The organism is Mycobacterium triplex (genome assembly GCF_000689255.1).
In the GTDB taxonomy this organism is placed as follows: Bacteria; Actinomycetota; Actinomycetes; order Mycobacteriales; family Mycobacteriaceae; genus Mycobacterium; species Mycobacterium triplex.
Genome location: NZ_HG964446.1, coordinates 4,563,338 through 4,586,058, shown reverse-complemented (window position 1 = coordinate 4,586,058; position 22,721 = coordinate 4,563,338). Strand labels below are relative to the sequence as shown.

Annotated in this window: 19 protein-coding genes and 1 pseudogene; 11 read left to right on the top strand and 9 right to left on the bottom strand. The window is 67.9% G+C overall.

The features are described 5' to 3' along the window. Nucleotides 1–97: 97 nt before the first annotated feature. The gene (locus tag BN973_RS21155; protein ID WP_036470688.1) at nt 98–574 is read left to right on the top strand and encodes a VOC family protein; all 477 of its coding nucleotides are present in this window, start codon (nt 98–100) and stop codon (nt 572–574) included. Here the strand turns inward: BN973_RS21155 and BN973_RS21150 are convergent. Together BN973_RS21150 and BN973_RS21145 are read right to left on the bottom strand one after the other, a co-directional pair. Beyond that, on the bottom strand, nt 571–1,359 hold the full coding sequence (locus BN973_RS21150; RefSeq protein ID WP_051641388.1) for an emopamil-binding protein: 789 nt from the start codon (nt 1,357–1,359) through the stop codon (nt 571–573). The genes BN973_RS21155 and BN973_RS21150 overlap by 4 nt on opposite strands. Before the next feature lie 76 nt (nt 1,360–1,435). Continuing rightward, on the bottom strand, nt 1,436–2,308 hold the full coding sequence (locus BN973_RS21145) for a LysR family transcriptional regulator (protein ID WP_036472815.1): 873 nt from the start codon (nt 2,306–2,308) through the stop codon (nt 1,436–1,438). A gap of 90 nt (nt 2,309–2,398) precedes the next feature. Between BN973_RS21145 and BN973_RS21140 the strand changes: the two genes are divergently transcribed. Both BN973_RS21140 and BN973_RS31155 read left to right on the top strand, forming a co-directional pair. Next, nucleotides 2,399–3,625 (top strand): MFS transporter, encoded by a 1,227-nt coding sequence (locus tag BN973_RS21140; protein ID WP_084163482.1) that lies wholly within the window; start codon nt 2,399–2,401, stop codon nt 3,623–3,625. A gap of 112 nt (nt 3,626–3,737) precedes the next feature. Beyond that, nucleotides 3,738–3,950 (top strand): annotated as a pseudogene (locus BN973_RS31155) (hypothetical protein); the annotation flags it as partial. Here BN973_RS31155 and BN973_RS21135 read toward each other — a convergent pair. After that, nucleotides 3,884–4,660 carry a PIG-L deacetylase family protein gene (locus BN973_RS21135; RefSeq protein WP_036470687.1) on the bottom strand — a complete coding sequence of 259 codons (777 nt, stop codon included), beginning with the start codon at nt 4,658–4,660 and terminating at the stop codon, nt 3,884–3,886. The pseudogene BN973_RS31155 and the gene BN973_RS21135 sit on opposite strands and share 67 nt — an antisense overlap. 3 nt (nt 4,661–4,663) lie before the next feature. Further along, on the bottom strand, nt 4,664–6,277 hold the full coding sequence (locus BN973_RS21130; protein ID WP_036470685.1) for an adenylate/guanylate cyclase domain-containing protein: 1,614 nt from the start codon (nt 6,275–6,277) through the stop codon (nt 4,664–4,666). A 45-nt stretch (nt 6,278–6,322) separates the two neighbouring features. On the opposite strand from BN973_RS21130, the gene nucS reads away from it, so the two are divergent. Continuing rightward, nucleotides 6,323–6,994: an endonuclease NucS gene (gene nucS, locus BN973_RS21125; RefSeq protein WP_036470682.1), complete on the top strand. Its 672-nt coding sequence runs from the start codon at nt 6,323–6,325 to the stop codon at nt 6,992–6,994. A 23-nt stretch (nt 6,995–7,017) separates the two neighbouring features. Next, a complete protein-coding gene (locus BN973_RS21120) occupies nt 7,018–7,326 on the top strand; it encodes a hypothetical protein (protein WP_036470679.1) in 309 nt (102 codons plus the stop codon). Nucleotides 7,327–7,335: 9 nt separating this feature from the next. On the opposite strand, the gene mce is transcribed toward BN973_RS21120, so the two are convergent. Beyond that, the gene (gene mce, locus BN973_RS21115; RefSeq protein WP_139830071.1) at nt 7,336–7,803 is read right to left on the bottom strand and encodes a methylmalonyl-CoA epimerase; all 468 of its coding nucleotides are present in this window, start codon (nt 7,801–7,803) and stop codon (nt 7,336–7,338) included. A gap of 78 nt (nt 7,804–7,881) precedes the next feature. Here mce and BN973_RS21110 point away from each other — a divergent pair, with 78 nt between their 5' ends. Together BN973_RS21110 and BN973_RS21105 are read left to right on the top strand one after the other, a co-directional pair. After that, the gene (locus BN973_RS21110) at nt 7,882–9,063 is read left to right on the top strand and encodes an acetyl-CoA C-acetyltransferase (protein ID WP_036470676.1); all 1,182 of its coding nucleotides are present in this window, start codon (nt 7,882–7,884) and stop codon (nt 9,061–9,063) included. Between the two features lie 179 nt (nt 9,064–9,242). After that, nucleotides 9,243–10,157 (top strand): tetratricopeptide repeat protein, encoded by a 915-nt coding sequence (locus BN973_RS21105; protein ID WP_036470675.1) that lies wholly within the window; start codon nt 9,243–9,245, stop codon nt 10,155–10,157. Nucleotides 10,158–10,202: 45 nt separating this feature from the next. On the opposite strand, the gene glgB is transcribed toward BN973_RS21105, so the two are convergent. Together glgB and BN973_RS21095 are read right to left on the bottom strand one after the other, a co-directional pair. Beyond that, the gene (gene glgB / locus BN973_RS21100; protein ID WP_036470673.1) at nt 10,203–12,398 is read right to left on the bottom strand and encodes a 1,4-alpha-glucan branching protein GlgB; all 2,196 of its coding nucleotides are present in this window, start codon (nt 12,396–12,398) and stop codon (nt 10,203–10,205) included. Between the two features lie 24 nt (nt 12,399–12,422). Beyond that, a complete protein-coding gene (locus BN973_RS21095; RefSeq protein WP_211283568.1) occupies nt 12,423–14,516 on the bottom strand; it encodes an alpha-1,4-glucan--maltose-1-phosphate maltosyltransferase in 2,094 nt (697 codons plus the stop codon). A 233-nt stretch (nt 14,517–14,749) separates the two neighbouring features. Between BN973_RS21095 and glgP the strand changes: the two genes are divergently transcribed. After that, nucleotides 14,750–17,365 (top strand): alpha-glucan family phosphorylase, encoded by a 2,616-nt coding sequence (gene glgP, locus BN973_RS21090; protein ID WP_036470671.1) that lies wholly within the window; start codon nt 14,750–14,752, stop codon nt 17,363–17,365. Nucleotides 17,366–17,371: 6 nt separating this feature from the next. On the opposite strand, the gene BN973_RS21085 is transcribed toward glgP, so the two are convergent. Then, nucleotides 17,372–19,378 carry an ATP-dependent DNA helicase gene (locus BN973_RS21085; RefSeq protein ID WP_139830072.1) on the bottom strand — a complete coding sequence of 669 codons (2,007 nt, stop codon included), beginning with the start codon at nt 19,376–19,378 and terminating at the stop codon, nt 17,372–17,374. 27 nt (nt 19,379–19,405) lie between these two features. Then, nucleotides 19,406–20,788 carry a nicotinate phosphoribosyltransferase gene (locus BN973_RS21080; protein WP_407067550.1) on the bottom strand — a complete coding sequence of 461 codons (1,383 nt, stop codon included), beginning with the start codon at nt 20,786–20,788 and terminating at the stop codon, nt 19,406–19,408. On the opposite strand from BN973_RS21080, the gene clpS reads away from it, so the two are divergent. From clpS to BN973_RS21065, 3 genes are read left to right on the top strand one after another with little or no spacing between them, the layout of a single operon-like run. Beyond that, nucleotides 20,787–21,092, top strand: coding sequence for an ATP-dependent Clp protease adapter ClpS (clpS, locus tag BN973_RS21075; protein WP_036470669.1), 306 nt, complete (start codon nt 20,787–20,789; stop codon nt 21,090–21,092). The genes BN973_RS21080 and clpS overlap by 2 nt on opposite strands. 25 nt (nt 21,093–21,117) lie before the next feature. After that, on the top strand, nt 21,118–21,693 hold the full coding sequence (aosR, locus tag BN973_RS21070) for an oxidative stress transcriptional regulator AosR (RefSeq protein WP_036470668.1): 576 nt from the start codon (nt 21,118–21,120) through the stop codon (nt 21,691–21,693). Next, nucleotides 21,690–22,718 carry a P1 family peptidase gene (locus BN973_RS21065; RefSeq protein WP_036470667.1) on the top strand — a complete coding sequence of 343 codons (1,029 nt, stop codon included), beginning with the start codon at nt 21,690–21,692 and terminating at the stop codon, nt 22,716–22,718. The genes aosR and BN973_RS21065 overlap by 4 nt, the downstream gene beginning before the upstream one ends. Nucleotides 22,719–22,721: the final 3 nt, after the last annotated feature.

Below are 22,721 nucleotides of genomic sequence, written 5' to 3'. Positions count from 1 at the left end.
CTGAGGACCGACAAGACTGGCGGAAAAGCGACATGACTGCGGGTCGGCGCGTGCCCTCCGCGATGCTTGAACGACCGATCGCCCCAAAGGAGACCGCATGACCGAGCCGAGACCCATTGCCGTCGAGAACTTCTCCCATGTGTGCATCGGTGTCTCCGACATGGACAGGTCGTTGGCGTTCTACACCGCGGTGCTGGGCATCGACGTGGTCTTCGATGTCGAACTCGAGGGTGGCGGACTCGATGCGGTGACCGGCGGCGCGGCCCAGAACGGTCGCATGGTCGGCGGGCTGATCGCGGGAGCGATGGTCGAACTGCTGTTTCTCGGCGATGTTCCCGCCGGCCCCGCCGGTCCGCATCGCGGCTACACCAACATCTCGTTTCGCGTCGCCGACCTCGACGACACTTTCGACGCCGTGCGGCGCCAGCATCCCGAGGTGCGCACCGAGCCGATCGTCGATATCGGTGGCGTGCGAATGTTCTTCGTCTACGACCCCGACGACACGCCCATCGAGATTCTCGAGCTGCCCGGCGGGGCGCGCACCACGGTGGAGCTGTGGCGGCCCGGCGGCTAAGGCGTCGCGGCGGCCCGCTCTTGACGCTGCACCGCGTGGGCGCCCGCCTCACGCGTCAGCTGATTCACCAGATAGTAGATGGCGTAGAGCACGAAGTAGGGCAGGATCAGATAGGGAACGTTTTCCCCAATAAACTTGAACCAGAAGCCAAATGCGCCCTGCCCGATGTCGTGGAACCCCGCGCGCACCTCGGCGACGTAGTAGGCCGTCGTGCCGGTGATCAACACGGCGATGCCGAAGAAGCTCAACCACAGACAGCGAATTCGTGACTCGTCGGGCAGGTCTCGGCGCAGCATCCGCGTCCACACCACGAACAGCATGATTCCGGCGAGGACGGCGCCGAACTCCAGGCCGAAGATGAAGTTGTCGTCGCTGCGGTAGCGCGTATCGGCCAAGCCGTACTGCCACCACAGCCACTTCCAGCCGGGATCGGTGGTGGTTCCCCACAGGCTGAACGGATGGCCGAGGAGAAACGGCAACTCGTAGCTGAGCTGGCTGCCGGCGGTCAGCGGTATGTACACCATGACGAGCTCGGCGGCCAGCGCCGACTTGGATCGCTGTTCCCCCGGCGCCTTCCAGAACAGGATGAACGGCAACAGGATGACCGGTATGCCGAAGATCAGGTTCGCGATCACGTCCACGGTCATGGTCGGGGCCACCAGTCCGACCGCGGACGCGATCGTCATGAACACGAAAACGGCCCCGACGAACGAGAACATGACGGAAAAGATCTTCAGCCGATGCGGTGCGAATGGCCGGGCGAGCTCGGGGTGGGTTGGCTCCATTGCGTACCTCCGCCTCGATCAGTATCAGGTACTTGATACTACGGAGGCCGCCGTTGCGCAAGGGTTGGCGCCGGAATCAAACCGGCCGCGTCGCCGAGGCGATGAAGTCTCGGGCGGAGCGGGACAACGGTCGTGCCGAATCCCAGATCATCCCGATGTCGCGGTAGGCGTCGGCGTCGGCCAGTGGCAGCACCCTGACGCCGGGCGCATGCTCGCCGCCGTCGATCGGGGTCAGGCTGATGCCCAACCCGGCGGCCACCAGCCCGGCGTTGGTGGTCAGGTTCGTCGATTCCAGGACGATGCGTGGCTGGAATTGCGCTGCGGCACAAAGCTCATCGAGGAGTTGCCGCATACCAAATCCCGGATGCATCGTGATGAACGGCTCGTCGGCGAGGTCCGTCATCGACACCGCCGCCGCGTCCGTCAGGCGGTGCTCGCGGGGTACGGCGACACCGAGGCGCTGACGAAACAGGCTGCGCCAGGCCAGGGTTGGCTTCTGTGGCCGTGGCGATACCACCGCGACGTCGATGGCCCCCTCCAGCACGCGTTCGCTGATGGACTCGGCGGCACCCTCCTCGAGGGTGAACGTGACGCGCGGTGACACCTCGCCGAACCCGGCGATCAGGCGGGGCACGACGACTGATCCAAACGAACTCAGGAAACCCAGCCGGATCTCCCCGGCGGCCGGGTTGTTCAGGTCCTCGATTTCGCGCCGGGCCGAATCGAGCTCCAACTGCGCCCGGCGCGCGTGCTGGTAGAAGATCCGGCCGTAGGTGCTCAGCGCGAGCCGGCGGCCGTGCCGATCGAACAGTGGCACCCCGAGTCGGCGCTCCAGGCGCGCCAGCATCCGGGTCAGGGTCGGCTGCGCGATGTGAAGTTGTTGAGCCGCCGCGGTGACGTGTTGGAGCTCGGCGAGTGTGAGAAACCACTCGTAGTCGCCATCGGCCATGCCCGCCACCTCTGCTTATGTTGGAATCGCATTATAAAACCGCCAATAATTCATTTCCTATTCAGTCGGCCAACGCGAAGCATCGTCGTCATGCCCCAGCTCACCGCGACTCCGATCGCCCACCTCGCCGGCAGCCGCGGATACCGGCGGGTGACCGCGGCGCTGTGTGGTGCGGGTCTGGCCAGTTTCGCCGCGATGTATTGCACCCAGGCGCTGCTTCCCGCGCTGTCGGCCTACTACCGGATCGGCCCGGCCACCGCGGCGCTGACGGTCTCGCTCACCACCGGAATGCTGGCGTTGTCCATCGTCCCGGCGAGCGCGCTCTCCGAGCGCTACGGGCGCATCACCGTGATGCTGATCTCCGGGATCACCTCCAGCATCATCGGGTTGCTGCTGCCGTTGAGCCCCTCGCTCGGCGTGCTGCTGGCCGGGCGGGCCGCCCAGGGCGTCGCGCTCGCCGGGATTCCCGCCGTGGCGATGGCGTTTCTGGCCGAGGAGGTGCACGCGTCTTCGCTGGGATCGGCGATGGGACGATACATCGCCGGGACGACGATCGGCGGCTGCGCGGGGCGCATCGTCCCGGCGCTGGTCCTCGAAGTCAGCAACTGGCGGGTCGCACTGTTGGTGTGCTCGTCGACGACGCTGGCCGCGACGGTGATATTCGCCCTCCTGGTGCCCCGTTCCCAGTTCTTCACCCCGAAGCCGGTGAGTCCGCGCGTGACGACGCAGAGCATCCTGGCGCATCTGCGAAACCCGCTGTTGCTCAAGCTTTTTGCCTTGGCATTTACGCTGATGGGCGGTTTCGTCACCGTGTACAACTACCTCGGCTACCGGCTGGCCGCGGCGCCGTTCGCGCTGGCGCCATCGGTGGTGGGCCTGCTGTTCCTGCTGTATCTGGTGGGCACCTGGACGTCGGCCGCGGCGGGACGGCTCGCCGACCGCCGGGGACGCATGCTGGTGCTGGGCTGCGCCCTGCCGATCACCGTCGTGGGCTTGCTGATGACGCTGCCGGATGCACTGCCCGCGGTCGTCGTCGGGACCGCGGTCTTCACCGGCGGGTTCTTCGCCGCCCACGCGGTGGCCAGCGGATGGGTGGGCGCGGTGGCATACCGGGATCGCGCCGAGGCTTCCGCGCTGTACCTGTTCAGCTACTACCTGGGCGGCTCGGTCGCCGGCGCGCTGGGCGGGCTGATCTACGGCGTGGGTGGTTGGCCGGCCACCGTCTGGTGTGTGGGTACGCTGCTGATCTTCGCCCTGCTACTGGTGGCGTCGTTGGTGAGAGCGACTGTGCCCGTGCGGGTTCGCAGTCTGTCGTAAACGTCGGGCAGGTGCGCGATGTGGCCGAAATGATGCGCACTTCGGCCAGTTGTATGTTGCCCCGTGTCACACCATTGGAAAGTGTTGGCAGTGAACAGGGGGAGCGTGCGTCACATGCTTGCCGCCGGCCATCGTGGCTACCGCCGGGTTTGACCCGCTGCGCGACGAGGGCGAGTCGTACGCCGCGGCCTCGAAGCGGCCGGCAATGTCGTCGATCGCCTCGGCTCTTCGAGCCCACCTTCAGCACTCTTCCTGGGGTCACCCGTCAAAGATGTTGCGGCGCAGGGGGCCCGGCTGGGCAGCCGGATCGACGAACCATTCGTGACTGAACACCAGTCCGAACACCCGCGGCGGCAATAGCATCACCAACCCGAACAGACGCGCGCCGAGCCCGCCGCCGATCTGCGAGCGGTGGGCGGCGAACGCATCGCGCTTCTGCCGGGCGCAGGCCCGGACGTCGATCCGGTGCGTGATCGTGGCCTGCGGGGCGTACGCGGTGCGTACCGTTTCGGCATCGTAGGGCGCCGGAAGTCGCAGTAGGCGACAGACGTTGGAGACCCGGACGAGTAACTCGCGCGGCATCGTCACCTCGAGCACCCGCGGAGTCGCGGCCAACTCGGCGGCACGCTTGCCGACGCGATGGACCTGCACATGATCCCGGTGCCCGTATCCGCCGTTGGTCTGATAGCTCAGCAGCAGTTGTGCGTCCTCGTCGCGCAGGATCGCGGCCAGTCGCTGTGCCGCCGCTTCGACCTCGGCCCGCGCGAACCGGACCCGGCCGGGTGGATCCGGGTAGAAGATCGGCCCGTAGCCACTGTCGGCATAGCCGAGGCACTCCACTCGGTGCACGCCGAGAATGCTTGCGCTCGACTGTAATTCATTCATTCGGGTGTCGTCGTCCTCGGTGCCCATGCGCCCGTCGGTCGCGGTCACCAGGACCACCCGGTGCCCCGCGGCCACCGCCGCCGCCAGCGTGCCCCCGGTGAGGACCACCTCGTCGTCGGGATGCGCGTGGAAGGCGACGAGAGTTGCCACGGTTTACTCGCTGCGTTCGGGCGAGGCCAGGCGGGTCGGGTGGTCGTGCCCACGCAGCGTCACGGTCTCACCCAAAGACCAACGGGCGCTTTCGCTTTCGCTCGCACCCCCCACAGTGTCCGCGGTCGCCAGCAATCTGCCCGGGTGTGACTTGGCCAGCTCGCACAGCCGGGCCGCCTCGTTGACCGGTTCGCCGATCACGGTGTATTCGAACCGTTCCTTGGCGCCGACATTGCCGGCGACCACCTGGCCGGCCGCCACACCGATGCCGGCCTGCAGCTCGGACATTTCGTGCGCCAGCCGGCTGCAGATCGCGCGTGCGGCGGCCAGCGCCTCGTCTTCGGGACGGTCGAGGTGATTCGGAGCGCCGAAGATGGCCAGCGATGCGTCGCCCTCGAACTTGTTGACCAGTCCGTGATGCCGGTCGACTTCCTCGACGACGATCGCGAAGAACCGATTGAGCACACCGACGACCTCGGTCGGCGGCTGGCTGGTCACCAGTTGCGTGGAGCCGACGATGTCGATGAACACCACCGCGACGTGGCGCTCCTCGCCGCCCAGTTTCGGCTTCTCGCGCTCGGCCGCCAGGGCGACCTCGCGCCCGACGTGGCGGCCGAAGAGATCGCGCACCCGCTCGCGCTCACGCAGGCCGTCGACCATGGCGTTGAAACCGCGCTGCAACTCGCCGAGTTCGGTGCCGTCGAACACCACCAGCTCGCCCCGCAGATCGCCCTGCTCGACCCGCTTGAGCGCGGCACGCACCACCCGCACGGGTGTGGCCGTCAGCCAGGACAGGATCCACATCAGGATGAAGCCGAAGATCAGGGTCACGATCGCGACGATCAGCACCGCGACGCTGAGTTGGGTCTCGCTCAGATTGCCCAGCACCAGCGCGAAGAACGCGATCAGTGCGATGCCCAGCACCGGTACACCGGAACCGAGCAGCCAGACCGTCAGGGTGCGGCCCATGATGCCCGGCGCCAGCCGCTGCGGGGCGCGTCCGGCCTCGAGGGCCTGCGCGGCGACCGGTCGCAGGGCGAACTCGGTGAACAGGTAGCACGCGGTCGCCACCAGGATGCCGCAAAAGCTCACCGAGAACCCGACGATCGGAATGAACAGCTTGTTGACCAGCCCGTAAAGCGTGGTCAGCAGCGCCGCGCCGGCGCCCCACAGCACTAATACCCCGATCGCGAGCCAGAACGGAACCAGGAAGGTGTTGCGTTCGTCGTCGGGGGTGGGGGTGCGCTCCTCGATCGCCCACCGCAGGGCGGCCATCGTTCGGTTGGTGATCCAGAAGGTGCCCAGCGCCAGCGCGACGGCGACGTATCCGGGCGCGACGGCCCAGGTGATCCAGCCCGGCGCGTCGGTGAAGATACTGGGCGACGGCAACGCGACCGCCAACAGCAGCACCGCCACGCCGATCCCGATCAGATTCGCCGCGAGGATGAAGATGGTCAGGATGAGCTGGATGCGGACCCGGCGGCGGCCCTGGCTCTCGGTCACCCGGCCGAGCAGCAGGGAGCCGTAGGCGGGCGTCTCCTGCAATCGGCCGCTCTGACGGGTGACCCTTTCGAGCACCCGTCCCAAGCGCTGCGCCACAGTCTTGTTGGCCGACATGGTGGCGTCAGCCTAATTCGTTGACGACGCTCTAAGGTGAGTCGGGTGCGTCTAGTGATCGCCCAGTGCACCGTCGACTACGTTGGCCGGCTCACGGCGCATCTGCCGTCGGCGCGTAGGTTGTTGCTCTTCAAGGCGGATGGGTCGGTCAGCGTGCACGCCGACGATCGGGCCTACAAGCCGCTGAACTGGATGAGCCCGCCATGCTGGCTGACCGAAGAGGTGATCGGCGAGACGCCGGTATGGGTGGTGGAGAACAAGACGGGCGAACAGCTGCGCATCACCGTCGAGGAGATCGAGCACGACTCCAGCCACGACTTGGGCGTCGATCCCGGGCTGGTCAAGGACGGGGTCGAGGCGCACCTGCAGGCATTGCTCGCCGAACATGTCCAGCTGCTGGGCGAGGGGTACACCTTGGTGCGCCGCGAGTACATGACCGCGATCGGCCCCGTCGATCTGTTGTGCCGTGACGCCGACGGCGGCTCGGTTGCGGTGGAGATCAAGCGTCGCGGCGAGATCGACGGCGTGGAGCAGCTGACCCGCTATCTCGAATTGCTGAATCGCGACACCGTTCTCGCGCCCGTCAAGGGTGTGTTCGCCGCACAGCAGATCAAACCTCAGGCGCGAACTTTAGCCACCGACCGCGGGATACGTTGTCTCACATTGGATTACGACAAAATGCGGGGAATGGACAACGACGAGTACCGGCTGTTCTGAGTTGCCCGATTAGACTTGTCGGCATGGCTCGGCGCCGCACTCCGCCCCGCCGGCAACAGCTGCCTTCGCTGTCGCCGGCGGGGCGGCGGGTGGAAACGGGGCCCGACGGCTACGAATACGAGGTGCGCCCGGTCACGGCCTCGCGTGCACTCAAGACCTATCGATGCCCCGGCTGCGATCACGAAGTCCGTTCCGGTGTAGCGCATTTGGTGGTGTGGCCGGCAGACTCGGCCGGCGGCGCCCTACAAACGCGCGAAGACGACCGCCGGCACTGGCACACGCCGTGCTGGACGAATCGGGCGAATCGCGGCCCGACTCGAAAGTGGTCGTGAAATAAGTGGCTAGGAAGCCGGCTCCACCAACTCCATCAGCACCCCGCCGGCGTCCTTGGGGTGAATGAAGTTGATCCGCGAGTTCGCGGTGCCGCGCCGCGGTGCCTCGTAGATCAGCCGGACGCCCTGCGACCGCAGCTGCTCGCAGAGGGCGTCCAGGTCGCTGACGCGGAGGGCCATCTGCTGGATGCCCGGCCCGCGCTTGTCCAGGAATTTGGCGATCGTCGAGGACTCGTCGATCGGGGCCATCAACTGGATCTGGGCCGTGCCGGGTTCGCCGTCTTGCACGGCGATCATGGCTTCGCGGATTCCCTGGTCCTCGTTGACTTCCTCGTGCACCAGCACCATGCCGAGGGTGGCGTGGTACCACTCGATGGCTGCGTCGAGGTCGGCGACTGCGATGCCGACGTGATCGATCGCCGTCACCAGTGAGGTGGCCAGGATCTGACGGGCATCGACTTGATCGGTCGTCATCACATAACGGTAACCTGGCGGCAAAGATCGCGCTTCTCCGGGAGGCCGAACGGGCCGTCCATGCGTCGCTAGGAGGTTGTTATGACGACATCGGTGATCGTTGCTGGAGCACGGACCCCGATCGGCAAGTTGATGGGTTCGCTGAAGGATTTCTCGGCCAGCGATCTGGGTGCGATCGCGATCGCCGGTGCGCTGGAGAAGGCCAACGTGCCGGCCTCCGCGGTGCAGTACGTGATCATGGGCCAAGTGCTGACCGCGGGCGCCGGGCAGATGCCCGCCCGCCAGGCCGCGGTGGCCGCCGGCATCGGCTGGGACGTCCCGGCGCTGAGCATCAACAAGATGTGTCTGTCCGGCATCGACGCCATTGCGCTGGCTGACCAGCTGATTCGGGCCGGGGAGTTCGACGTCGTGGTGGCCGGCGGCCAGGAGTCGATGACGAAGGCGCCGCACCTGTTGATGGACAGCCGGGCGGGCTACAAGTACGGCGACGTGACGGTGCTCGACCACATGGCCTACGACGGCCTGCACGACGTGTTCACCGACCAGCCGATGGGCGCCCTGACCGAGCAGCGCAACGACGTCGACAAGTTCACCCGCGCCGAGCAGGACGAGTTCGCTGCACGGTCGCATCAAAAGGCGGCCGCGGCGTGGAAGGACGGGGTCTTCGCCGACGAGGTCGTGCCCGTGAACATCCCGCAGCGCAAAGGTGATCCGCTGCAATTCACCGAGGACGAGGGCATTCGGGCAAACACCACCGCCGAGTCGTTGGCCGGGCTGAAACCGGCGTTCCGAAAGGACGGCACCATCACCGCGGGCTCGGCGTCGCAGATCTCCGACGGTGCCGCCGCGGTGGTCGTGATGAGCAAGGACAAGGCGCAGGAAATGGGCCTGTCGTGGCTGGCCGAGATCGGCGCGCACGGTGTGGTGGCGGGGCCCGATTCGACGCTGCAGTCCCAGCCGGCCAACGCGATCAAGAAGGCACTTGGCCGCGAGGGGATCACGGTCGACCAGCTCGACGTGGTGGAGATCAACGAGGCGTTCTCGGCGGTCGCACTGGCCTCCACCCGCGAGCTCGGCGTCAACCCCGAGATCGTCAACGTCAACGGCGGTGCGATCGCGGTGGGGCACCCGATCGGCATGTCGGGCGCCCGGATCACCCTGCATGTGGCACTGGAACTGGCGCGGCGCGGTTCGGGTTACGGCGTCGCGGCGCTGTGCGGTGCGGGCGGCCAGGGCGACGCCCTGATCCTGCGGGCCGGCTGACCCGGGGCTGACCACGGGTCAGCGTTGCTGGGAGGCGACGTGCGGGGATCGTTGTGATGTTGCTCATATGACCCGACCAGCGACCTTCGCGGGCCCGATCGTCGGCCGGGTTTGCCGGTGCGGCGGCCCGCGTGCCACCGGGTGGATGGGTAGTCGGCGCGCATGACAGACTTGACGGCGTGACGCGTCCGAGATCCTCGATCGGGCCCGCGCTGGCTGGTGCGGTCGACCTGTCCGGTCTGAAGCAACGTGCTCAGCAGAGCCCGTCGGCCGCCGACGCGGCGGGCCGGCCGACGCCGGCGGGTGCGGGGACCACCGAGGTCACCGAGGCCAATTTCGAAGCCGAGGTGCTGATCCGCTCCGACGAAGTGCCCGTCGTGGTCGCCCTGTGGTCGCCGCGCAGCGAGGCGTGCGTCGAACTGGTCGAGGTGCTGTCCGGGCTGGCCGCGCAGGACGGCGGCAAATGGGCGCTGGCGACGGTCAATGTCGACGTGGCACCCCGGGTGGCTCAGATCTTCGGCGTCGAAGCCGTTCCCACCGTCGTCGCGCTGGCCGCCGGCCAGCCGCTGTCCAGCTTCCAAGGTTCGCAGCCCGCCGATCAGTTGCGCCGTTGGCTGGACCAATTGCTGTCGGCGACGGCCGGAAAGCTCAAGGGCGCAACCGGTTCCGCGGACGACGCGGAGGTCGACCCGGCGCTGGAGCAAGCCCGCCGGCAGCTGGAGGCCGGTGACTTCGAGGCGGCCAAGCAGTCCTACCAGGCGCTGCTGAACACCAATCCGGACAGCGTCGAGGCCAAGGGGGCGATCCGGCAGATCGACTTCCTCACCCGCGCAACCGCACAGCGTCCCGATGCGGTGGCCGTCGCGGACGCCGCGCCGACCGACATCGAAGCGGCCTTCGCGGCAGCCGATCTGCAGATCCTCAATCAGGACGTGACCGCGGCATTCGAGCGCTTAATCGCGTTGGTGCGCAGCACTTCCGGAGACGAACGCACCCGAGTGCGAACCCGGCTGATCGAGTTGTTCGAACTCTTCGACCCCGCCGACCCCGAGGTCGTCGCCGGTCGGCGAAACCTCGCCAACGCGCTCTACTGACCCGGCCGCGAGCCTTGCCGGGCCAGTAGCGCGGCGATCGGCGGTCTACTCGGGTTCCAGCCACAGCGCCGACGTCGGCGGCAACACCAGCTGCGCCGAGGCCGGGCGGCCATGCCACGGCTCCTCGGTGGCGTCGACGCCGCCGAGGTTGCCGATTCCGGAACCGTTGTAGTCCGTCGCGTCGGTGTTGAGCACCTCGCGCCAACGGCCGGCGCTGGGCAGACCGAGCCGATAGCCGCTGTGCTCGGCACCCGCGAAGTTGAACACACACGCCATCACCGAGCCGTCGTTGCCGTACCGCAGGAAACTCAACACGTTGTTGCCGGAATCGTTGGCGTCGATCCAGGAATACCCTTCCGGCGTGGTGTCGCGGCTCCACAGGGCCGGACGGTCGCGGTAAATGGCGTTGATGTCGCGCACGAAACGCAGCACCCCGTTGGAGAAACCTTGCTCGTCGAGCTGCCACCAGTCCAAGCCGTTCTGCTCGGACCACTCGGCGCGCTGGCCGAATTCCTGTCCCATGAACAACAATTGCTTACCGGGGTGGGCCCACTGATAGGCGAGCAGGGTGCGCAGCCCGGCGGCCTTGACGTGGTTGTTGCCCGGCATCCGGCCCCACAGCGTGCCCTTGCCGTGCACCACCTCGTCGTGGCTGAGCGGCAGCACGTAGTTCTCGCTGAACGCATACAGCATCGAGAAGGTCATCTCGTGGTGATGGAAGCTGCGGTAGATCGGGTCGCGGCTGATGTAGTCGAGCGTGTCGTGCATCCAGCCCATGTTCCACTTCATCGAAAAGCCAAGGCCGCCAAGGCTCGTCGGCCGCGTCACGCCGGGCCACGACGTCGACTCCTCGGCGATCGTGACGATGCCCGGCGCGGCCTTGTGCGCCGTCGCGTTCATCTCCTGCAGGAACTGCACCGCTTCGAGGTTTTCACGCCCGCCGTAGATGTTGGGTGTCCAGCCGCCCTCGGGCCGCGAGTAGTCCAGGTAGAGCATGGACGCCACCGCGTCCACCCGGAGGCCGTCGATGTGGTATTCCTCGAGCCAGTACAGCGCATTGGCGACCAGGAAGTTGCGGACCTCGCGGCGGCCGAAGTCGAAAACGTAGGTGCCCCAGTCGAGTTGCTCACCACGCTTGGGATCGGAATGCTCGTAGAGCGGGGTGCCGTCGAAGCGGCCCAGCGCCCAGGCGTCCTTGGGGAAGTGCGCCGGAACCCAGTCCACGATCACGCCGACACCCGCCTGGTGCAGCGCGTCGACCAGCGCCCGGAAATCGTCGGGCGTGCCGAATCGCGATGTCGGGGCGTAGTACGAGGTGACCTGGTATCCCCAGGATCCGGCGAACGGGTGCTCGGCCACCGGCAGCAGCTCTACGTGGGTAAATCCCTGCTCGACAACGTAATCGGTCAGCTCGGTGGCGAGCTGGCGGTAGGACAGGCCGGGTCGCCACGAGCCCAGATGTACCTCGTAGGTGCTCATCGGCTCGAACACCGGATTGCGCTGCGCGCGCTGCGTCATCCAGTCCCCGTCGGCCCAGGTGTAGTTGCTCGTCGTCACCCGTGACGCGGTGTGCGGAGGCACCTCGGTGGCGAAGGCGAACGGGTCCGCCCGTTCGGTGACGACACCGTCGGCGCCGTGCACGCGGAACTTGTACAGGCCGTCCGTCGGGAACCCGGGCCAGAACAACTCCCATACCCCGGTGGAACCCAGCACTCGCATCGGAGCCTCGGTGCCCGTCCAGCCGTTGAACTCGCCAATCAAGTTGATGCCCTTGGCGTTAGGCGCCCATACCGCGAACGACACGCCGTCGACGACGCCGTCGGCCGTGGTGAAGGAGCGGGCGTGGGCGCCCAGCACTTCCCAGAGTCGTTCGTGGCGGCCCTCGGAGAAAAGGTGCAGGTCGACCTCGCCCAGGGTGGGCAGGAAGCGGTACGCGTCGGCCGTCACGTGCGCGCCGGAGCCGTAGTCCACCTTCAGCCGGTAGTCGATGAGCTTCGTGAACGGCAACGCGACGGCGAACAGCCCGGATTCGAGGTGCTCCATCGCGAACTCGTCGTCACCGACCAGCGCGACGACTTGTCGCGCATGCGGGCGGAAGGCCCGGATGACGGTGTGGTCGCCGTACTCGTGAGCCCCCAGGATGCCGTGCGGGTTGTGATGCGTGCCCGCCACCAGTCGGGCCAAGTCACCCGGGTCAGGCGCCAGGTGCGTCTGATCGGTTCGGCTCTCGGTTCGACTCATGCTGGTATCCCCTTCCGGGCCCTCTTACCTCCTGCGCAGCAACGTGTTTCGAGACTCCTGCGGGATGATTGGCATATTGATGATGTGGGCGACCGCCTGTCCGGGGTCGATGCGAACGTAATTTGACTGCCCCCACTGGAATTCCTGGCCGGTGATCTCGTCGCGCACCCAAAAACGCTCATAGGGCTCCATACCCAATGCCGCCATGTCTAACCACAGCGTGCCCTCCTCGGGCCCGAACGCGTTGAGCGTCACAACCACCAGCACGCAGTCCCCGGTGGCCGGGTCGAACTTGCTGAAGGCCATCAGTGCGTCGTTGTCCACGCCGTGGAAGTAAATCGTGCGTAGCTGCTGCAGAGCGGGATGGACCCGGCGAATCGCGTTGAGTTGTTTCAAGAACGGCTCCAGCGACCGGCCTTCGGCGCGTGCAGCGGCATAGTCGCGGGGGCGCAATTCGTACTTCTCCGAGTTCAGGTATTCCTCGCTGCCCTCGCGTAGCGCGCGGTGCTCGAAGAGCTCGTAGCCCGAATAGACGCCCCAGGCCGGGCTCATCGTCGCCGCCAGCACCGCGCGGATGGCGAACATACCCGGACCGTTGTGCTGCAGGACCGCGTGCAGGATGTCGGGGGTGTTCACGAACAGGTTCGGCCGCCGGAAGTCGGCCAGGGCGGAGATCTCGTTGCCGAATTCGGTGAGCTCCCATTTGGCGGTCCGCCAGGTGAAGTAGCTGTAGGACTGGGTGAAGCCGAGTTTGGCCAGTCCGTACTGCCGGGCCGGCGGGGTGAACGCCTCGGACAAAAACAGCACGTCGGGATCGCTGTCTTTGACCTGACCGATCAGCCAGGCCCAGAAGTCCGGCGGCTTGGTGTGCGGGTTGTCGACCCGAAAGAACTTGACGCCGTGGTCAACCCAGTGCCGGACCACGCGCAGCACTTCGTCGTAGAGGCCCGCGGGATCGTTGTCGAAGTTGATCGGATAGATGTCCTGGTATTTCTTCGGCGGGTTCTCCGCGTAAGCGATGGTGCCGTCCGGCAACTCGGTGAACCACTGCCGGTGGTCGCGGGCCCAGGGGTGATCCGGGGCGCACTGCAGTGCCAGGTCCAGGGCGACTTCCATGCCCAGATCGCGTGCCGCGGCGACGAATTTGTCGAAATCCTCGATGGTGCCCAGGTCCGGGTGAATGGCGTCGTGGCCGCCCTCGTCGCTGCCGATCGCCCAGGGCGAGCCCACATCTCCCGGTGCCGCGGTGGGGGAGTTGTTGCGCCCCTTGCGATGTACCTTGCCGATCGGATGGATCGGCGGCAGGTAGACGACGTCGAATCCCATCTCGGCGATGCGCGGCAGGTCCGCGGCCGCCGTCGCGAAGGTGCCGTGCACCGGGTTTCCGTCGGCGTCCCAGCCGCCGGTCGAACGCGGAAACATCTCGTACCAGGAGCCGAAGCGGGCCAGCGGCCGGTCCACCCAGACCCCGTACTGCTCGCCGCGGGTGACGAGCTCGCGCAGCGGATAGGTGGCGAGGATCTCCTCGATCTCGGGCGCCAGCGCCAGCGCGGTGCGCGTCACCGGATCTCCCGGAACCCGCAACGCCGCGGCGGCAGCCAGCAGCGGATCACGATGCGCGCGCGGCACCCCGGTCGCGGCGCGCTCGAGCAATCCGGCGCCGACCAACAGATCGTTGGACAGTTCCTTCTCGCCCTGGCCGGCATCCAGCTTGGCCAGCAGGCCGTGTCGCCAGGTGTGGATGGGGTCACCCCATCCGTCCACGCGAAAGGTCCACAGTCCGACCCGGTCGGGCGTGAACTGGCCGTGGAAAACGTAGGGCTCCAGACCCATCGTCATCGGCAGCTGCAGCGGCTTGACCCGTTCGGCCGGCTTGCCGTCGACCGGGGACGACGCCAGCCGTTCCGGTGCCTGCACCGCGGTGACGCGACGGGTCTCGGTGACCTGCGGGTAGCGCGGTCCCAGGTAGCGGACCACCAGGGTCGCCGCGACCGCGTCGTGGCCTTCGCGCCACACCGCGGCGCTGACTGGGACCGTCTCGCCGATCACCGCTTTGGCGGGGTACGCACCGCAGGAAACGACGGGTGCGACGTTATCGATCTCGACACGACCGGGCACCACCACTCCGTTCCGTCCGATTGATTGCCGGCAAACCGCGGATTGTGCTGCGGCACGGAATGCCTGCCGCATCCGAAACATCGTCTCGTGGGGAAAGTTCCTGTGCTGGGGAAGCGTCTTTGCGGCCCCAATTACTACCCGTACCCACCCTAGTGTCTGGTCACACCCGCCCACCGGCGAACGTCGAAGACTGATCCTGCGAGCCTGTCAATCCTTAGTTAAGGTTGTCTTGCGTGAAAGCTCTACGTCGCTTTACCGTCCGCGCTCACCTGCCCGAGCGGCTCGCCGCACTCGAACAACTGTCCATCAATCTGCGATGGTCCTGGGACAAGGCGACGCAAGATCTATTCGCGAGCATCGATCCGACGCTGTGGGCGAATTGCGGCAGTGACCCCGTCGCGCTGCTGGGCGCGGTCAACCCCGCGCGTCTCGACGAATTGGCGCTCGACGAGGGCTTTTTGCGCTGGCTCGACGAGCTGTCCGCCGACTTGAACGACTACTTGACCCGTCCGCGGTGGTACCAGCAACAGCAAGAAGCCGGTGTCGCGATGCCCACCGGGATCGCGTACTTCTCGATGGAGTTCGGCGTCGCCGAGGTGCTGCCCAACTACTCGGGTGGCCTGGGCATCCTGGCCGGCGATCACCTCAAGTCCGCGTCGGACCTGGGTGTGCCGCTGATCGCGGTCGGCTTGTACTACCGCTCGGGGTACTTCCGCCAATCGCTGACGGCCGAGGGCTGGCAGAACGAGACCTATCCGTCGCTGGATCCGCAGGGTCTGCCGCTGCGGTTGCTCACCGATGCCGCCGGGGATCCCGCGCTGGTGGAATTGGCGCTGCCGGATTCGGCGCGGCTGTTCGCGCGGATCTGGGTGGCGCAGGTGGGCCGGGTTCCGCTGCTGCTGCTGGATTCCGACGTTCCGGAGAACGAGCACGATCTGCGCAGTGTCACCGACCGGCTGTACGGCGGCGACCAGGAACACCGGATGCGCCAGGAGATCCTGGCCGGCATCGGCGGGGTGCGCGCGATTCGTGCGTTCACCGCCATCGAGGGCCTGGCCGCCCCCGAGGTGTTCCACATGAACGAGGGGCACGCCGGGTTCCTCGGGGTGGAGCGCATCCGGGAACTGATCGCCGATCGGGGGTTGGACTTCGATACGGCGCTGACGGTGGTGCGATCGGCCACCGTGTTCACCACCCACACGCCGGTGCCCGCCGGGATCGACCGCTTCCCGGTCGAGATGGTGCAGCGGTACTTCGACGACCATTCCGACGAGGCTCCCGACGACCGCGCGCCCGCCTTGCTGCCGGGCGTGCCGATCGATCGGGTGATCGCGCTCGGCGCCGAGGACGACGAGACCAAATTCAACATGGCACACATGGGTCTGCGCCTGGCGCAGCGCGCCAACGGTGTGTCGCTGCTGCACGGCCGGGTGAGCCGGGCCATGTTCAACGAGCTGTGGCCGGGATTCGACCGCGCCGAGGTTCCGATCGGGTCGATCACCAACGGGGTGCACGCCCGCAGCTGGGCGGCGCCGCAGTGGCTGCAGCTGGGCCGCGAGCTGGCCGGGCCGGACGACGCGGCGTTCAGCGATCCGGGCGTCTGGCTGCGACTGCGGGAGGTCGACGCCGGGCATCTGTGGTGGATCCGCTCCCAACTGCGCGCGCTGTTGGTCGACGACGTCCGCCGTCGGCTGCGCCGCTCGTGGCAGGAGCGCGGCGCATCGGACGCCGAATTAAGTTGGATTGCAAAGGCTTTCGATCCCGACGTGCTGACCGTGGGCTTCGCCCGCCGGGTGCCGACGTACAAGCGGTTGACGCTGATGCTCAGCGATCCCGACCGGCTGGAACGACTGCTGCTGAACAAGGAACGCCCGATCCAGCTGATCGTCGCCGGAAAGTCGCATCCGGCCGACGACGGCGGCAAGGCCCTGATCCAGCAGGTCGTGCGGTTCTCCGACCGGCCCGAGGTGCGCCACCGCATCGCGTTTTTGCCCGACTACGACATGTCCATGGCCCGGCTGCTGTATTGGGGCTGCGACGTCTGGCTCAACAACCCGCTGCGGCCGCTGGAGGCCTGCGGCACTTCGGGAATGAAGAGCGCGCTCAACGGCGGGTTGAACCTGTCCATCCGCGACGGCTGGTGGGACGAGTGGTACGACGGCGAAAACGGTTGGGAGATACCGTCGGCCGACGGGGTGCGCGACGAGGAGCGCCGCGACGAGCTGGAGTCCAATGCCCTTTACGGCTTGCTGGAACAAGCGGTGGCGCCGAAGTTCTACGAGCGCAATGAACACGGGGTGCCGCCGCGCTGGATCGAAATGGTGCGGCATACCCTGCAAACGCTCGGGCCCAAGGTGCTGGCGTCCCGGATGGTGCGCGACTACGTCGAGCAGTACTACGCGCCGGCCGCCGAATCGCTGCGCAAGACCATCGCCGACGCCGGGGCGGGTCCGTTCGGCGCCGCGCGTGAACTGGCCGAGTACCGGCGGCGCGCCGTGGCGGCGTGGCCGATGGTGCGGATCACCGACGTCGACTCGACCGGTCTGCCCGATACCCCGGTGCTCGGCTCGAAGCTCACCCTGACCGCGACCGTGCAGCTGGCCGGTCTGGCGCCCGACGAGGTCACCGTGGAGGCGGTGGTGGGTCGCGTCGATTCCGGCGATGCGCTGCTGGACCCGGTCACCGTCGAAATGTCTTACACCGGAACGGCCGAGGGCGGCAACCAGGTGTTTTCGACGACGACCTCGCTGCCGGTGGCGGGAGCGGTCGGCTACACGGTCCGGGTGCTGCCGCATCATCCGATGCTCGCGGCCGGCAACGAGCTCGGCCTGGTCGCCCTCGCCGGGTAACGCGGCTCAGGCCGGTGGGTCGTCGGCGCGCAGCCGCCGCAGGGCGGCGCGGACCTGCTCGGCGTTCGTGGTCTGCCAAAACGGCGGCAGCGACGCGCGCAGGTAGCCGCCGTAGCCGGCGGTGACCATTCGCGAGTCGAGCACCGCGACCACGCCGCGGTCGGTGACGCGACGCAGCAGCCGTCCGGAACCCTGCGCCAGCAGCAGCGCCGCATGACTGGCCGCGACGGCCATGAAACCGTTGCCGCCGCGGGCGGCCACCGCGCGCTGCCGGGCACCCAGCAGCGGGTCGTCCGGCCGCGGAAACGGAATGCGGTCGATCAGCACCAGCGATAGCGACGGCCCGGGCACGTCGACGCCCTGCCACAGCGACAGCGTGCCGAACAGCGAGGTTTCCGCGTCGGCGCTGAACTGCTCGACCAACGCCGAGGTGCTGTCGTCGCCCTGGCACAACACCGGCGTGGACAGCCGTTCGCGCATGGCGTCGGCGGCGGCCCGGGCGGCGCGCATCGACGAGAACAGGCCCAGGGTGCGGCCGCCGGCGGCGGTGATCAGTTCGGCGATCTCGCTCAGCTGCTCGGCCGAGCCCGTGCCGTCGCGGCCCGGCGGTGGCAGATGCTTTGCCACGTAGAGGATTCCGGCCTTGGCATGCTGAAACGGGGATCCGACGTCGAGCCCGCGCCAGTTCGGGCGATCCGGGGCATCGTCTCCTCCGGTCAGGCCCCATGACGAGGCCATCGCGTCGAAGGATCCGCCGACGGTCAGCGTGGCCGAGGTCAGCACGGTCGTCGACCGGGAGAACACGTGGTTGCGCAGCAAGCCGGCCACCGACAGCGGTGCCACCCGCAAGACCGGTCGCGGCGAGCCCCGGTTGTCCTCGTGATCCAGCCACACCACGTCGGTGCGATCGGGGATCGCGGGCCCGAACGACGTCAGGATCCGCGAGGCCGTGTCGGCGATCTCGCTCAGTGCCGCAACGGCTTCGGCGCGCGCCGCGGCCGCCTTGGTGTCACTGGTGGTGTCGATGTCGGCGCGCGCGGCGCCGGCCACGTCGCGCAGCGCCCGCAGGTATGTCGCCAGCTCGTCATCGAGGTGATCGATGCGGCCCGGTGTGGCGTCGTGGATCGCCGCGGCGAAGGTGGCGGCCGTCGCTTCCAGGCGTCCGACCAGTTCCGGGTTCACCAGCCGGGTGATCCGCCGCGCGGCGACCCCCAGGGCCGCCGACGTCAACTCCGCGGTGGCCACCGACGTCACCCGGTCGACCAACTCGTGCGCCTCGTCGACGACCAACAGCGAATGTTCGGGCAACACAGTCGATTCCGAGACCGCGTCGATGGCCAGCAGGGCGTGATTGGTGACGACTACATCGGCCACACCGGCCCGGCCGCGGGCGCGTTCGGAAAAGCACTCCGAGCCGAACGGGCAGCGGGCCACCCCGAGGCATTCCCGCGCCGAGACGCTGACCTGTGACCAGGATCGGTCCGGCACACCGGGTTTGAGGTCGTCGCGGTCACCCGAATCCGTGGTCGAGGCCCACGCGGTGAGCCGTTGCACGTCGCGACCCAGCGCGCTGGCCGCCATCGGGTTGAACAGCTCCTCTTGTGGCCGTCCCTCGTCGCTGTCCGGCTCCGCGGTCGATCCATTGTGAATTTTGTTCAGGCACAGATAGTTTCGCCGCCCTTTCAGCAGCGCGAACCGTGGGGGACGGGGCAGCGTATCCGCCAGGGACTCGGCCAGTCGGGGTAGGTCACGGTCGACGAGCTGGCGCTGCAGGGCAATCGTCGCCGTTGACACCACGACCGGTTCTTCGTCGGCGATCGCGTGCACGATGGCGGGAATCAGGTACGCCAGCGACTTGCCGGTCCCGGTGCCCGCCTGCACCGCAAGGTGCTCACCGGTTTCGAATGCGCGCGCGACCGCGGTGGCCATTTCCAGCTGGCCGCTGCGTTCGCTGCCGCCGAGCGCGGCCACGGCGATGGCCAACAGCTCGGGCACGGACACCTCTGGCGTGATAACTCCCTTGGTTGCGACCGGATTCGGCTAGCTCGACGGTATCGCTGCGACCGGAATGCGCACCGTCGGAATCGCCGGTTCGCCGTGCGCCAGTTTCAGGCCCTCCCACGGCAGGCTGTGCAGCCCGGATGCCACCAGGTCCCGGGCGGCGGCCAGGGCCGCGCGGTCGGTGCCCGCCACGACCTGGCCGCCGCGGACCAACGGGATGGTCAGCACCCGGAACGGCTCGGTGGTCGCGGGGGGCCGGCCCGCCGGGTGCACGACCTCCTCGGTGATCGTGCCGGTCGGGCGGGACAGTCGCAGCGCTTGCTTGCGGCCGCCCTGGGATTCCTTGCGGCTACTGCGTTTCTGCACCGGCATGCCGTCGACCTCGACCAGCTTGTAGACCATGCCGGCGGTCGGGGCGCCCGAACCGGTCACCAGCGAGGTGCCGACGCCGTAACTGTCCACCGGCTCGGCCCGCAGCGCGGCGATGGAGAACTCGTCGAGATCGCCGGACACCACGATGCGGGTGCGGGTGGCGCCCAACCGGTCGAGCTGCTCGCGCACCTGCCGGGCCAGCACGCCGAGTTCGCCGGAGTCCAGCCGCACCGCCCCCAGCGTCGCCCCCGCGGCGGCCACGGCATTGGTCACGCCGGTCGTCACGTCGTAGGTGTCCACCAGCAGCGTGGTGTTCACGCCCAACGCGTCGACCTGGGCGCGAAATGCCGCCAGCTCGTCGGGCCCATCCTCGCCGGTGTGCAGCATCGTGAACGCGTGCGCGGCGGTGCCTTCCGTCGGTATGCCGTAACGGCGCTCGGCCTCGAGGTTCGACGATGCGGCGAACCCGGCGATGTAGGCCGCGCGGGCCGCGGCGACGGCGGCGCGTTCGTGGGTTCGCCGCGATCCCATCTCGATCAGCGGGCGGCCGGCGGCCGCGGTGACCATGCGTGCCGCCGCGGAGGCGATCGCCGTGTCGTGGTTGAAGATCGACAGCGCCAGCGTCTCGAGCACCACGCATTCGGCGAAGCTGCCGCGCACCGACAGCACCGGAGAACCGGGAAAGTAGAGCTCGCCTTCGGCGTAGCCGTCGATATCGCCGGTGAAGCGGAAATCGCGGAGATAACGCAAGGTGTCGGTGTCGAGGAATCGCGCCAGTAGTCGGCATGCGTCGTCGTCGAACCTGAACCGTGGCAAGAGCTCCAGCAAACGGCCGGTGCCCGCGACCACGCCGTAGCGCCTGCCCTCCGGCAGGCGGCGGGCGAACAGTTCGAACGTGGTCCGGCGCTCGGCCGTGCCGTCCCGCAAGGCCGCTGCCAGCACGGTCAACTCGTACTTGTCCGTCAACAGCCCGGCTAAGGCCGGCTCGTTCATGCCGCAACGGTAACGGCTGGCTGCGGACGGCGGCTCCCTCGGTATCCTGGAGGCCATGGTTGCTGCGCCAGCGCCCACCAAGCCCGGCACCACCGGGCAACGCGAGTCCGCTCCAGTCGAGGTCACCGCCAGTCCGTGGGTCACCATCGTGTGGGATGACCCGGTCAATTTGATGACCTACGTGACGTATGTGTTCCAGAAGTTGTTCGGCTACAGCGAGCCGCATGCCACCAAACTGATGCTGCAGGTGCACAACGAAGGCAAGGCAGTGGTGTCGGCGGGTAGCCGTGAGTCAATGGAAGTCGACGTGTCCAAGCTGCACGCCGCCGGTCTGTGGGCGACGTTGCAGCAGGACCGCTGAGATTCGAGGGCATCCGGGATTTCTTGTGCGCAAATGGAAGCGGGTTGAGACCGCCGATGGTCCCCGTTTCCGGTCCTCCTTGGCTCCGCACGAGGCGGACCTGCTGAAGAATCTGGTCGGCGCGTTGATCGAGTTGTTCGACGAACGCGAATCCTCGTCGCCGGCAGACGAACTCGAGGAGATCACCGGCATCAAGACCGGAAATTCGGAACCTCCTTCGGATCCGACGCTGCGGCGGCTGCTGCCGGACTTCTACCGACCCGACGACGAGGACTCCTCGAGCGCCGGTCTCAACGCCGCGCTGCGCAGTTTGCACGAGCCGGAGATTATCGACGCCAAACGTGTTGCGGCACAACAGTTGTTGGGCACGATTCCGGACAGCGGCGGCCGGTTCGAGCTGAGCGAGGATCAGGCCAACGCCTGGATCTCGGCCGTCAACGACATTCGGCTGGCGCTGGGCGTCATGCTCGACATCGGTCCTGACGGGCCGGAACGGCTGCCCGCCGACCATCCGATGGCCACGCACTTCGACGTCTATCAGTGGCTGACCGTGCTGCAGGAATACCTGGTCCTGGTGCTGATGGGCAAGCAGGCCGGATGAACGCGCTCACCGACGTCGGCGGCATCCGCGTCGGCCACTATCAGCGGCTGGACCCCGACGCCTCGCTGGGGGCGGGGTGGGCCAGCGGCGTGACCGTCGTGCTGACACCGCCGGGGACGGTCGGCGCGGTCGACTGCCGCGGCGGTGCGCCCGGCACCCGGGAGACCGACCTGCTGGATCCGGCGAACACGGTGCGGTTCGTCGACGCGGTGCTGCTGGCCGGCGGCAGTGCCTACGGTTTGGCGGCCGCCGACGGCGTGATGCGCTGGCTGGAAGAACACGAGCGCGGGTTGGCCATGACGGGCGGACTGGTGCCCATCGTGCCGGGCGCGGTGATCTTCGACCTGCCGGTGGGCGGTTGGGAATGTCGGCCGACGGCCGAGTTCGGCTACTTGGCGTGTGAAGCCGCGGGCGCGGCGGTGGCCGTCGGGACGGTCGGCGCCGGTGTCGGGGCGCGCGCCGGCGTGCTCAAGGGCGGCATCGGTACGGCGTCGACGACGCTGCCGTCGGGCGTCACCGTCGGCGCGGTCGTCGCGGTGAACTCCGCGGGCGAAGTCGTCGACCGGGCCACCGGCCTGCCGTGGATGGCGGATGCGATCGAGGAGTTGGGGCTGACGCGGCCGCCGGCCGCGCAGATCGACACGCTCGCGCAGCTACCTTCGCCGCTGGAACCGCTCAACACGACGATCGCGGTGGTGGCGACCGACGCCGCGCTGAGCCCGGCGGCGTGCCGGCGCATCGCGATCGCTGCCCAGGACGGGCTGGCCCGCACGATCCGGCCCGCACACACCCCGCTGGACGGCGACACGGTGTTCGCACTGGCGACCGGGGCGGTCGAGGTGCCGCCCCCGGCCGATGCGCCCGCCGCGATGTCGCCGGAGACGCGACTGGTCACCGAGGTGGGTGCCGCGGCCGCCGATTGCCTGGCGCGTGCGGTGCTGGTCGGCGTGCTGGCGGCCGAGTCGATCGCCGGAATACCGACCTACCGCGACACGTTGCCCGGTGCATTCGGGACAGGGAGCTGACGT

Coding starts and splice junctions, on each gene's coding strand:
- BN973_RS21155 (WP_036470688.1), top strand. CDS start 98: ATGACCGAGCCGAGACCCATTGCCGTCGAGAACTTCTCCCATGTGTGC.
- BN973_RS21150 (WP_051641388.1), bottom strand. CDS start 1,359: ATGGAGCCAACCCACCCCGAGCTCGCCCGGCCATTCGCACCGCATCGG.
- BN973_RS21145 (WP_036472815.1), bottom strand. CDS start 2,308: ATGGCCGATGGCGACTACGAGTGGTTTCTCACACTCGCCGAGCTCCAA.
- BN973_RS21140 (WP_084163482.1), top strand. CDS start 2,399: ATGCCCCAGCTCACCGCGACTCCGATCGCCCACCTCGCCGGCAGCCGC.
- BN973_RS21130 (WP_036470685.1), bottom strand. CDS start 6,277: ATGTCGGCCAACAAGACTGTGGCGCAGCGCTTGGGACGGGTGCTCGAA.
- BN973_RS21120 (WP_036470679.1), top strand. CDS start 7,018: ATGGCTCGGCGCCGCACTCCGCCCCGCCGGCAACAGCTGCCTTCGCTG.
- BN973_RS21110 (WP_036470676.1), top strand. CDS start 7,882: ATGACGACATCGGTGATCGTTGCTGGAGCACGGACCCCGATCGGCAAG.
- glgB (WP_036470673.1), bottom strand. CDS start 12,398: ATGAGTCGAACCGAGAGCCGAACCGATCAGACGCACCTGGCGCCTGAC.
- clpS (WP_036470669.1), top strand. CDS start 20,787: ATGGTTGCTGCGCCAGCGCCCACCAAGCCCGGCACCACCGGGCAACGC.
- BN973_RS21080 (WP_407067550.1), bottom strand. CDS start 20,788: ATGGCCTCCAGGATACCGAGGGAGCCGCCGTCCGCAGCCAGCCGTTAC.
- BN973_RS21065 (WP_036470667.1), top strand. CDS start 21,690: ATGAACGCGCTCACCGACGTCGGCGGCATCCGCGTCGGCCACTATCAG.